Genomic DNA, 12,105 nt, shown 5'->3' on the forward strand with positions numbered 1-12,105 from the left:
AGCGGCTTGTCATCCTTTCGAGCGACAGCACGAATCCCTCCTTGGTGCGCTTATCGCTCCCGATGCACGGCAGTAGGGTGGGGCCTTCTGTCACTCACCGGGGAAGACGCATGACAAGAACAACAATGCGCGCCATCTTCAGGCCACAGGCGCTGGCCGCTGCGGTTGCGTTGGGGTGCTGTGCCCAGGCACAGGCTGTTTCGTTCAACATTGGCGAGATCGAGGGGCAATTCGATTCCTCGCTGTCGGTGGGCGCGAGTTGGGGCATGCGCGATGCCGATAAAAGCCTCGTGGGCACCGTCAATGGCGGCACCGGCCAGGCGTCCACAGGCGATGACGGGCGCTTGAACTTCAAGAAGGGCGAGACCTTTTCCAAGATCTTCAAGGGCCTGCACGACCTGGAATTGAAGTACGGCGACACCGGTGTGTTCGTGCGCGGCAAGTATTGGTATGACTTCGAGCTCAAGGACGAAGACCGCGAGTTCAAACAGATCAGCGACCACAACCGCAAGGAGGGCGCCAAGTCCAGCGGCGCGCAGATTCTCGATGCCTTCGTCTACCACAACTACTCCCTGGGCGACCTGCCGGGCACCGTGCGTGCCGGTAAGCAGGTGGTCAGTTGGGGCGAAAGTACCTTCATCGGCAACTCCATCAACAGCATCAACCCGATTGACGTGTCGGCGTTCCGTCGGCCCGGTGCCGAGATCAAGGAAGGCCTGATTCCGGTCAACATGCTGTTCGCGTCCCAGAGCCTGACCAACCAACTGACGGTGGAAGGCTTCTACCAACTGGAATGGGACCAGACCGTGCTGGATAACTGCGGCACCTTCTTCGGCGGTGACGTGGCGGCGGATGGTTGCACCGGTAATTACACGGTGGGCAGCCCAGCGATTGCGCCGCTGCAACCGATCGCCGCAGCACGCGGCCAAGGCTTTGTGGTGACCCGCGAAGGCGTGGTGGTGCAACGTGCCGGCGACCGTGATGCACGGGATTCCGGCCAGTTCGGCGCGGCCTTGCGCTGGCTGGGCGACGACACCGAGTACGGCCTGTACTTCATGAACTACCACAGCCGTACCCCGATGGTGGGCACGATTACCGCCAACACCAACCTCGCCACGATCGGTGGTATTGCCGCGGCTGCCCCTGCCGGTTTCGGTTCGGCCCTGGCCCAGAGCACCATGCTCGGCCGTGGCCAGTACTATCTGGATTATCCGGAAGACATCCGCCTGTATGGCGCGAGCTTCTCCACCACCTTGCCCACCGGCACGGCGTGGACCGGGGAAATCAGCTACCGCCCCAACGCCCCGGTACAGCTCAACACCACCGACCTGACCCTGGCGCTGATCAACCCGATTGCCGGCAACGCGGCGTCGCCAATCAGCTCCTCTTTCGGCGCCGACAACAAAGGCTACCGCCGCAAGGAAATCACCCAGATCCAAAGCACCATGACCCAGTTCTTCGACCAGGTGCTGGGCGCCGAACGCCTGACCCTGGTGGGCGAAGCGGCCATCGTGCATGTCGGCGGCCTGGAAGATAAATCCAAGCTGCGTTACGGCCGCGACTCGGTGTATGGCGCCTACGGTTTCCAAGGCGACACCGACGGCTTCGTCACCTCCACTTCGTGGGGCTACCGCGCGCGGGCGATCCTCGATTACAACAACGTGATCGCCGGGATCAACCTCAAGCCCAACCTGTCCTGGTCCCACGATGTCGCCGGCTACGGCCCCAACGGCCTGTTCAACAAAGGCGCCAAGGCCATCAGCGTCGGCGTCGATGCGGACTACCGCAACACCTACACCGCCAGCCTCAGCTACACCGACTTCTTTGGCGGCGATTACAACACCCTGACCGACCGCGACTTCCTCGCCCTCAGCTTTGGCGTGAACTTCTGATTTGGCTTAAAGAAGGACAACAATCCATGCGTAAGACAATTGCAGTGCTGGCCCTGAGTCTGTTGGCCACCCACGTGATGGCAGCGGTGTCGCCGGAAGAGGCCGCCAAACTGGGCACCACCCTGACGCCGATCGGCGCAGAAAAAGCCGGTAACGCCGATGGTTCGATTCCGGCCTGGACCGGCGGCATTCCGAAAAACGGCGGTGCGGTGGACAGCAAGGGCTTCCTCGCCGACCCGTTCGCCAACGAAAAACCGCTGTTCGTGATCACCGCCGCCACCGTCGACAAGTACAAGGACAAGCTCTCCGACGGCCAGGTGGCGATGTTCAAGCGCTACCCCGAGACCTACAAGATCCCGGTGTACCCGACCCACCGCACGGTCAACCTGCCGCCGGAGATCTACGAGTCGATCAAGCGCAGCGCGCTGAACGTCAAGCCGATCAATGATGGCAATGGCCTGGAAGGGTTCACCGGCAACCGTTACTACGCGTTCCCGATCCCCAAGAATGGCGTGGAGGTGCTGTGGAACCACATCACCCGTTACCACGGCGGCAACCTGCGGCGCATCATCACCCAGGCCACACCGCAGACCAACGGCAGCTACACGCCGATCCGCTTCGAGGAAGAAGTGGCAGTGCCGCAGTTGATCCCGGACATGGACCCGGCCAAGGCGGCCAACGTGCTGAGCTTCTTCAAGCAGTCGGTTACCGCGCCGGCGCGTCTGGCGGGCGGCGTACTGCTGGTGCATGAAACCCTCGACCAGGTGAAGGAGCCGCGCCTGGCATGGATCTACAACGCCGGCCAGCGCCGCGTACGCCGTGCGCCGCAAGTGGCCTACGACGGGCCGGGCACGGCCTCCGATGGTCTGCGGACTTCGGACAACTTCGACATGTTCTCCGGCGCGCCCGACCGCTACGACTGGAAACTGGTGGGCAAGAAGGAAATGTACATCCCCTACAACAGCTACAAGCTCGACTCGCCGTCGCTCAAGTACGACGACATCATCAAGGCCGGGCATATCAACCAGGACCTGACCCGCTATGAGCTGCACCGGGTGTGGGAAGTGATCGGCACCGTCAAGCCGAGCGAGCGGCATATCTACGCCAAGCGCCACATGTACATCGACGAAGACAGCTGGCAAGTGGCGCTGGCCGATCACTACGATGGCCGTGGTCAGTTGTGGCGTGTCGCCGAGGGCCATGCGCAGTTCTACTACGATCACCAGACCCCGGCGTATACCGTGGAAACCCTCTACGACATCATTGCCGGGCGTTACATCGCCCTGGGGATGAAGAACGAGGAGAAGAGCAGCTTCGTGTTCGGCTTCGCGGCGAAGGCAGCGGATTACACCCCAGCGGCATTGAGAGCCACGGGGGTGCGCTGATCTCCCTGTGAGATGTCGGAGGGAGCTTGCTGCCGATTGCGGTGGTTCAGTTCAGGCAGGTGTCGACTGTCCCATCGCTATCGGGAGCAAGCCCCCTCCCACACTTGACCCAGTGATCTGGCCTGTCATGACTGCTTGGCCATGAGATCCAGGCCGGCTTCGCCAGTGAGGCCTCCCCCCAAGGCAGAGCAAACCCAATGTGGGAGGGGGCTTGCTCCCGATAGCGGTTTTTCAATCAGAGATAAGCTGACTGACACCCCACTATCGCACGCAAGCCCTCTCACATTGGGTTTTATGCATGCCTGTCAATCACCCCGCTGAATACTTCTTCAACAACCGCCGGCCACAGGACTAGGGTAGGCGTCAGGTTGCAAAACAATAAGAACGCAGGATGCAGCAATGACCGCCATGACACGCTGCCTGGACCGTCCTGGATTCATGCCCCGGCTGTCCGCTCACCACCTGTTGCGTCCGCGCCTGGCCGAGCCGTTGCTGGCGGCGCAGGCCCGGGTCAGGTTGCTGTGCGCCCCCGGTGGCAGTGGCAAGAGCGCGTTGCTCGGCGAATGCGCCTTACAGGCCCCCAGCGGTTGCCAGGTGTATTGGTTGCCGCTCAACGGCGTGGCCCTCAGCCCCCTCGACCTGTGCCAGCGCCTGGCGCAAAACCTTGGCCTGCCTTTTACCGATGAAGCCACGCTGCTGCTGGACCTTGGTCGCTGGCAAACCCCGGCCTGGGTGTTTCTCGATGACTTCTGCCGCCTGCCCGCGCCCGACACCGATGCCTTGCTCGACCGCCTGCTGACCGCCGCCAGCCCCAACTTGACCTGGTGGCTCGGGGCGCGCCGCCGTCCGGCGTGCAACTGGCCACGCTTGCTGCTCGACGATGAACTGCTCGAATGTGGCGCTGAACTGGCGTTCAGCCCTGCGGAAATCCAGCACTTGCTTACCCAGGCGCCCGGCCAGTCCGTCGACAGCGTGCTGCAGTTCAGCGCCGGCTGGTGCGCCGGTGTGCGCATCGCCTTGCTTGGCGATGGTCACCCGGACAAGACCTTGCTCGATTATCTGCAACACGAACTGTTCAGCACGTTGCCGGCGGAACTGGCCGATGCCTGGCGGGTGCTGGCGCATCTGCCGCGCTTCAATGCCGGGCTGTGCGAGCACTTGTTCGGGCATGGCGACGGCGATCAGTACCTGCGCGATCTACAGCTCCTCGGCGCGTTTATCCAGCCATGGGAAGACACCGACTGGCTGCAGGTTTTTCCGCCCCTGGCCCAACTGCTGCGCGATGAACCCTGGCCGGCCAAGCGCTCCTGGCATCGGCGTGCCTGCCAGTGGTTCACCGCCGAACAGGACTGGCAGGCCGCCTTCGAGCAGGCGCTGCTGGCCGAAGAATATGAAGTGGCAGTGAGCCTGTTGCAGCACTTCAGTTTCGAGGACCTGTTTCGCCAGCAGAACGCCGCGCTGTTGCTGCGCCTGCATGAACAGCATGGCGATGAGTGGATGCTCTGCTCGGCGCAATTGGTGGGCCTGGTGACGGCGGCGCTGCTGTTCGCCGGGCGCTTCGACCAGGCCGCGCAGTGCATCGACCAATTGGCCCGATTTGCCCCGCAACCGACGGCGGCGCAGCAGCGGCATCTGCTGGCGCGTTGGCAGGCGCAGTGGGGCTGGTTGCTGCACCTGGGCGGTGATGCCGAGGGTTCCCGCGTGCACTTTCTCGAAGCGCTGCAAGCCTTGCCCGACAGCGCCTGGACCTCGCGGCTGATGTGCCTGTCGGGGCTGACCCAGCAAGCCTTGCTGCGCGGTGAGCTGGACGTGGCCCAGGGCCTGAACCGCGAAGCGTTGTGCCTGGCGCGGGCCCAGGGTTCGTTGCTGCTCGAGGCCTTGCTCGAACTGGATCACGCCCAACTGCTGGAACAGCGCGGCGCGCCTTATCGAGCGCAAAGCCTGCTGGACAATGTGCAGGCGATGCTGCTCAAACAGCGACTCAAGGCCGGGCCCCTGATGGGACGCATCGCGCTGCGCCGTGGGCATCTGGCATTGCGCCAGGGCCAGGATGTCCTGGCCACCGAGTGCTTCGAAACCGGTCTGACGCTGTGCCTGCCCAGCCAGGACAAGCGCGTGCTTTACGGGTTTCTCGGCCTGGCCCTGCTGGCCGCCAACCGTGGCGATTACGCCCAGGCGTTTTTCCAGCTGCGCGAGGCCGAGCGGCTGATGCAGCAGCGCCAGGTGCCGGACACGGTGTACCGCGCGGTCCTGCTGTTGGTCAGCGGGCATTTCTGGTTGCAGCAGGGCCGCGCCGAGTTGACCGTGGAAGCGGTGCGCCGCGTGCTCCGTCATTTTCGCGGGCCCCAGGCCAAGCAAGCGCCGCCGGCCACTCTGGAACTGATCCCGCGTCTTGAGTACCTGCTGGTGCTGGCGGAAGTCAAAGTGGGCTGCGCCGATCAACCCGTGGCGCGGCTCAGCGTGCTGCTGGAAACCACCCACCAGCGCGGCATGCTCTGCCTGGAAACCGAGCTGCACCTGGCGCTGGGCGAAGTCGCCTGGCACCTGGGCGATGCGACCCTGGCGCGTCGCTCGCTGCAAGCGGGGCTGGCGCTGGCGGCACGCTGCCAGGTGCAGCAGGCGGTTCGCGAACTGCGTTTGCGTGCACCGGGGTTGTTGAGTGAACTGGGCATGGAGCCGCAAGTGTCCGCGCCGGGCACGGTGGACAATCCCCTGAGCCAGCGCGAACTGGAAGTGCTGCAGTTGATCGCCCTGGGCAACTCCAACCTGGAAATCGCCGAGCGCCTGTTCATCTCACTGCACACCGTCAAGACTCATGCGCGGCGCATCCACAGCAAGCTGGGCGTGGAGCGGCGCACCCAGGCGGTGGCCAAAGCGAAAATGCTCGGGCTGATGACTTAAGTGCAGAACGCCTGGCGGTATTCGCCGGGCGTGGCGCCCATGGCCTGGCGAAAGCGATGGGTGAAGTGGCTGGCGCTGGAAAATCCGCACATCCAGGCAATCTCGCCCAGAGGCAGGGCAGCGCTGCGCAGCAAGGTCTGCGCGCGGGTCAGGCGTCGCGCCAGCAGGTATTGATGGGGCGGCAGGCCGAAGCTTTGGCGGAACATCCGTGCGAAATGGTATTCGGACAGCGCACACATCGCGGCCAGTTGCCCGAGGCTGATCGGCTCTTCCAGGTGCTGGTCGATGTACTCCACCAACAGCCGCCGCTGGTACGCCGCCAGTCCGCCTTTGAGGCGCAGGCCGTCGCGGGCGCCCACCTGGCTGAGTAAGGTGTGGCTGAGCATTTCATGGGCCAGGCTGCTGGTCAGCAAGCGTTCGGCGGGTTCGTGCCAGTTGAGGGCGATCAACTGGTGGAAGCGCCGGGCTTGGCTTGAGTCTTCCAGAAAGGTGCTTTCGCGCAGTTGCAAGGCGCGCGGTTCACGGTCGAGCAGGGTGACGCAGCCCAGGGCGAACTGCTCCGGGCTGAAATACACATGGGCCAGGCGGATTTCACCGTTGATCACCCACGCCGACTGGTGCTCGGCGGGCAGGATGCACAGCTTGTCGGGCCCGCCCTTGGTGCCCGGTTGATCACGCCGAAACGTCCCGGTGCCGCCGCCGATGTAGCAGGACAAGGTGTGATGGCTGGGCGCCTGGTAGTCCTGGGCGTCATGGTGGTTGCTCCACAAGGCCGCAGACAAGCCGTCACCGAGCTCGGCGCAGGCTTCCAGGCGTGCGTGGGGCGAGCGGTTAAGGGCTTGAAAGACGTGCAGGGATTCCAGATCAGACATGGTTCGTACTCTCCGACGCCTTGCATCCTACTCCCGGCGGCGGGTGCTGTGATCCCGTCGCCCGACAAAAGCGCAAGATTGTGCAAGAGCACGACACGGACTGAGGGCGACACTGTGGCTCAATCGATGGAGCCCGCTATGAACCTTTTCCTGTATTCACTCACCGTGCTGATCTGGGGCACCACCTGGATCGCGCTCAAATGGCAACTGGGCGTCGTGGCGATTCCCGTCTCGATTGTCTATCGCTTCGGCCTGGCGGCGCTGGTGTTGTTTGCGCTGTTGCTGGTCAGTCGCAAGCTGCAGGTGATGAACCGGCGCGGCCATCTCATTTGCCTGGCCCAAGGGTTGTGTCTGTTCTGTGTGAATTTCATGTGCTTTCTCACGGCCAGCCAATGGATCCCCAGCGGGCTGGTGGCGGTGGTGTTTTCTACGGCGACTTTGTGGAACGCGCTGAACGCCCGGGTGTTTTTCGGCCAGCGGGTGGCGCGCAATGTATTGATGGGCGGCGGCCTGGGTTTGCTGGGGTTGGGCTTGCTGTTCTGGCCGGAACTGGCGGGACACACCGCCAGCCCGCAGACCTTGCTCGGCCTGGGCCTGGCGTTGCTCGGGACGATGTGTTTTTCGGCCGGCAACATGCTGTCGAGCTTGCAGCAGAAGGCTGGGCTGCGGCCGCTGACCACCAATGCCTGGGGCATGGCCTATGGTGCGGCGATGCTGGCGACTTATTGCGCGGTGCGCGGTATTCCCTTCGAGATGGACTGGAGCGCGCGGTATCTCGGCGCGTTGTGGTACCTGGTGATTCCGGGGTCGGTGATCGGCTTCACCGCTTACCTGACGTTGGTGGGGCGCATGGGCCCGGAACGGGCGGCGTATTGCACGGTGCTGTTTCCGGTGGTGGCGCTGAATGTGTCGGCGTTTGCCGAGGGCTACCAGTGGACCGCGCCGGCGTTGGCGGGGTTGGTGCTGGTGATGTTGGGGAATGTGTTGGTGTTTCGTAAGCCCAGGCCGGTTCAGCCGGTGAAACCTGTCTTCAAGGCAGAGCACATCTGATGTGGGAGGGTGGCCAGGGCTATTTGAGCCCTAACCGCTTGGCCATTCGGCCCAGGTTGGCGCGGTCCAGGCCTAGTTCGCGGGCGGCGCTGGCCCAGTTGTGCTGGTGGCGCTCCAGGCAGGCGTTGATCACTTGGCGCTGGTAGGCCTCGGTGGCCTGGCGCAGGTCGCCGGTGACGATGGGCGGTGCGTCTGTCGGCGCTTCGATCAGCGGCGCGCCGACGTCGGGCAGGTCGAGGTCCTGGGCGCTCAGGCTGAGAATCTTCGGACGCTCGCGACAGTTACCCAGGGCTTTCAATGCGCTGCGTCCGATCAAATGTTCCAGCTCCCGCACATTGCCCGGCCAGTTATACGCCAGCAGCGCGGCCTGGGCGTCGCTGGTCAGGCGCAGGCTGCCCAGGCCCATGCGTGAGCGGTTCTGCTCCAGGAAGAAACCGGCCAGCAGCAACACATCGCGCCCGCGCTCGCGCAGCGCCGGTACTTGCAGCGGGTAGACGCTCAGGCGGTGGTAGAAGTCAGCACGGTAGCGGCCGTTGCGTACCTCGTCGGCCAGGTCGCGGTTGGTGGCGGCGATCAGGCGCACGTCCACCTGGTGTTCCTTGTCCGAGCCCAGGCGTTGCAACTGGCCGCTTTGCAGGACGCGCAGCAGTTTGGCCTGCACCGTCAACGACAGCTCGCCGACTTCATCCAGGAACAACGTGCCGCCATTGGCCAACTCGAACTTGCCCCGGCGCTCGTTCAGCGCGCCGGTGAAGGCGCCACGCACGTGACCGAACAGCTCGCTTTCCACCAGGGTTTCCGGCAGGGCGGCGCAGTTGAGGCTGATCAGCGGTTTGTCCGCGCGGGACGACGCGGCATGGATCGCCTGGGCCACCAGTTCCTTGCCGACCCCGGTTTCGCCGGTGATCAACACGGTGAGGTCGCTGCCGCCCACTAGGCTGATCTCTTCCACCAGGCGCTTGTGGGGCTTGCTCTGGCCGATCATCTCTTTGTGCTGCTGGCCGCTGGCCTGGCGGTAGATCTCGGCGCGCTGGTGCTCGTCTTCGGCGCGTAGCGCCAGGCGCTCGATGCGTTCGGCCACATTGACCGTGGCGGCGGCGAGGCTGGCGAAGGCTTGCAGGGCATCCAGTTCGACCCGTTCGAAGCGCTCGGTGTCGAGGGCGTCGAGGGTCAGCAGGCCCCAGGGTTTGTCATCGACAAACAGCGGGCAGCCCATGCAGTCGTGAATTTCCAGGTGCCCGTGCAGGCCCTCCACCAGACCGTCATAGGGGTCGGGCAATTCACTGTCGCTGTCGAAACGCGTCGGGGTAGGGCTGCTGAGCAGCACGGCGAAGCGCGGGTGTTCGCTGACTTTGAAGCGTCGGCCCAGGGTATCGGCGCTCAAACCGTCCACGGCCAGCGGCACCAGCGACTCACCGTCCAGGCGCAACAGCGCGGCGGCATCGCACGGCAGCAGGGCGCGCATGGCGTGCAGCAGGCGGCGGTAACGTTCGCCTTCAGGCAGTTCGCGGGATAGGTCGGCGACCAGGGGCAGCAGGGTGGTGAGCAGCGATTGCGCAGTCATAATGACTCCTTGTAGTCCTTATGACTGTAAGGTGTAGGAAGTCATACTGACTACAGGTAATTTAACTCGTTGAAATTTAAGGGTTTATCAGTTGGCACGAATACTGAGTACCTCAAGGCAGTCCGTAAAGAAGCCCAGGAGGCTCCCATGCTTAGTGCCCAAGACCGTGCCATCGTCAAATCCACCGTGCCCCTGCTGGAAAGCGGCGGTGAAGCGCTGATCACCCATTTCTACCGCATGATGCTCTCCGAATACCCGGAGGTTCGCCCGCTATTCAACCAGGCCCATCAGGCCAGCGGCGACCAGCCCCGTGCCCTGGCCAATGGCGTATTGATGTACGCGCGGCATATCGACCAGCTCGACCAGTTGGGCGACCTGGTGGCGAAGATCATCAACAAGCACGTGGCCTTGCAGATCCTGCCGGAACATTACCCCATCGTCGGCGCCTGCCTGTTGCGTGCGATTTCCGAAGTGCTGGGCAGCGAGATCGCCACCCCCGAGGTGATGAGTGCCTGGGGCGCGGCCTACGGTCAGTTGGCGGATATTCTGATTGGCGCCGAGACCGCTATCTATGACGAGAAAGCCCAGGCGCCGGGCGGCTGGCGGGGTGCGCGGGCGTTCAAGCTGGTGAAGCGCGTGGAGGAAAGTGCCGAAATCACGTCTTTCTATTTCGCCCCGGTGGACAGCAGCCCGATTCTCGCCGCTGCGCCCGGCCAATACATTGGTATGACGCTGGTGCTCGATGGCGAAGAAGTGCGCCGCAACTATTCCTTGTCGGCCCTGAGCGACGCCGGCCAATACCGCATCAGCGTCAAGCGCGAAGCCGGTGGCCGGGTGTCCAACTACCTGCATGATCAACTGCAGGTCGGCGCGACGATCGACCTGTTTCCGCCAGCGGGTGAGTTCACCCTGGCCGCCAGCGACAAACCACTGGTGCTGATCAGTGGCGGGGTGGGCATCACGCCGACGCTGCCGATGCTCGAAGCAGCCCTGGCCACCGAGCGGCCGGTGCACTTTATCCACTGCGCGCGCAATGGCGGGGTGCATGCGTTCCGTGATTGGGTCGACGGCCTGGCGGCCAAGCATCCGCAGCTCAAGCGCTTCTATTGCTACGCCGAAGACGACGGCATCAGCCCGGCCGGCGACACCGTGGGGCTGCTGAGCCAGGAACAACTGGCGGCGTGGTTGCCTGAGCAGCGCGACCTGGATGCCTACTTCCTCGGTCCCAAAGGCTTCATGGCCGTGATCAAGCGCCACCTCAAGGCCCTGGGCGTACCCGAAAAACAAAGCCGCTACGAATTCTTCGGCCCCGCCGCCGCCCTCGAATAACCCCCCCGATACACATACACACTTGTAGGAGCGAGCAAGCTCGCTCCTACAAGTGGCGTATTAATCCCCCGTTAACCCCCTTCTGTTTAAACCACTCTCTGTGTGTAAACTTGCCGCCACAGGCACAACCAAACAAAGGGAAATGGGGATGAGTGACGAATTGCGTTTAGGCAGGGAGCGGCGCTTTCTGGTGTTGCTGGGCATCATCTGCCTGGCGCTGATCGGCGGCGCGTTGTACATGCAGGTGGTATTGGGCGAGGCGCCGTGCCCGCTGTGTATCCTGCAACGCTATGCCTTGCTGTTGATTGCGGTTTTTGCGTTTATTGGTGCCGCCATGCGCAACAAAGGGGCGATCACCCTGTTCGAAGGCCTGGTGGTACTCAGCGCCCTCGGCGGCGTGGCGGCGGCCGGTCATCATGTGTACACCCAGTTCTATCCCCAGGTCAGTTGCGGCGTCGATGTGCTGCAACCGATCGTCGACGACCTGCCTCTGGCCAAGCTCTTCCCGCTGGGCTTTCAGGTCGATGGCTTTTGCAGCACCCCGTACCCGCCCGTGCTGGGACTGTCCCTGGCGCAATGGGCGCTGGTGGCGTTCGTGCTGACCGTGATCCTGGTGCCGCTGGGCATCTATCGGAATCGCCAGCGCAAGGTCTAAGCCTTTCCGCAAACGCCCCGGTCCTTCTTGAAGGTAGGCCGGGGCGTTTTTGTTTGTAGGCATTTTTGAAGGGTCTATGACGAGGAGCAAGTTCGGGTGTGCGCAGCATGCGACATGTTGTCACACGGATGCTGTAACAGGACGTTTTTGACCCGCCGATTGGCCCTTGGAATTTGCACCGAGCGGTCAATTTGTGCTGTCAGTTCGTCGTTTGAACCCTGCCCTGAATGTCGCGTCGTTCGGGCCTTGCGGCGATGTCCGAATGCCTTGTTTTATGGGGACTTGAATGGGTTTTGCAGGCCCTGGCAGGGCGTAAGGGGTGCGACGGCTTGTCCAATAACACGGCATTTTTTGTGGTTTTTGTTGAGAATCGAACGCGATAAGATCGCGAACCTTTGCAAAAATGGTGAAGGATTATTGCTGCAAACGATAAAAATTATTTCTTTATAAGACATGG

At 63.1% G+C, this 12,105-nt stretch carries 8 protein-coding genes; 6 read left to right on the forward strand and 2 right to left on the reverse strand.

Features of this window, described 5'->3' with window-relative positions; translation table 11 throughout:
* Positions 1-110: 110 nt before the first annotated feature.
* The 3 genes from ACLH0J_RS09205 (at position 111) to ACLH0J_RS09215 (ending at position 6,178) form a co-directional block, all read left to right on the forward strand.
* Positions 111-1,892 carry a DUF1302 domain-containing protein gene (locus tag ACLH0J_RS09205; RefSeq protein ID WP_411391711.1) on the forward strand — a complete coding sequence of 594 codons (1,782 nt, stop codon included), beginning with the start codon at positions 111-113 and terminating at the stop codon, positions 1,890-1,892.
* A gap of 26 nt (positions 1,893-1,918) precedes the next feature.
* The gene (locus ACLH0J_RS09210; RefSeq protein WP_411391712.1) at positions 1,919-3,277 is read left to right on the forward strand and encodes a DUF1329 domain-containing protein; all 1,359 of its coding nucleotides are present in this window, start codon (positions 1,919-1,921) and stop codon (positions 3,275-3,277) included.
* Positions 3,278-3,676: 399 nt separating this feature from the next.
* On the forward strand, positions 3,677-6,178 hold the full coding sequence (locus ACLH0J_RS09215) for a LuxR C-terminal-related transcriptional regulator (RefSeq protein WP_411391713.1): 2,502 nt from the start codon (positions 3,677-3,679) through the stop codon (positions 6,176-6,178).
* Here the strand turns inward: ACLH0J_RS09215 and ACLH0J_RS09220 are convergent.
* Positions 6,175-7,050: a helix-turn-helix domain-containing protein gene (locus tag ACLH0J_RS09220; RefSeq protein WP_411391714.1), complete on the reverse strand. Its 876-nt coding sequence runs from the start codon at positions 7,048-7,050 to the stop codon at positions 6,175-6,177. The two genes, ACLH0J_RS09215 and ACLH0J_RS09220, sit on opposite strands and share 4 nt — an antisense overlap.
* 138 nt (positions 7,051-7,188) lie before the next feature.
* Between ACLH0J_RS09220 and ACLH0J_RS09225 the strand changes: the two genes are divergently transcribed.
* Positions 7,189-8,100, forward strand: coding sequence for a DMT family transporter (locus ACLH0J_RS09225; protein WP_411391715.1), 912 nt, complete (start codon positions 7,189-7,191; stop codon positions 8,098-8,100).
* A gap of 19 nt (positions 8,101-8,119) precedes the next feature.
* Here ACLH0J_RS09225 and norR read toward each other — a convergent pair whose 3' ends face one another.
* A complete protein-coding gene (gene norR, locus ACLH0J_RS09230) occupies positions 8,120-9,664 on the reverse strand; it encodes a nitric oxide reductase transcriptional regulator NorR (protein ID WP_411391716.1) in 1,545 nt (514 codons plus the stop codon).
* A gap of 147 nt (positions 9,665-9,811) precedes the next feature.
* Between norR and hmpA the strand changes: the two genes are divergently transcribed.
* Both hmpA and ACLH0J_RS09240 read left to right on the forward strand, forming a co-directional pair.
* Positions 9,812-10,993, forward strand: coding sequence for an NO-inducible flavohemoprotein (gene hmpA, locus ACLH0J_RS09235; RefSeq protein WP_411391717.1), 1,182 nt, complete (start codon positions 9,812-9,814; stop codon positions 10,991-10,993).
* Positions 10,994-11,141: 148 nt separating this feature from the next.
* Positions 11,142-11,648, forward strand: coding sequence for a disulfide bond formation protein B (locus ACLH0J_RS09240; RefSeq protein ID WP_411391718.1), 507 nt, complete (start codon positions 11,142-11,144; stop codon positions 11,646-11,648).
* Positions 11,649-12,105 lie beyond the last annotated feature (457 nt).

It is taken from the genome of Pseudomonas sp. MPB23 (assembly GCF_046605395.1).
Lineage (GTDB): Bacteria > Pseudomonadota > Gammaproteobacteria > Pseudomonadales > Pseudomonadaceae > Aquipseudomonas.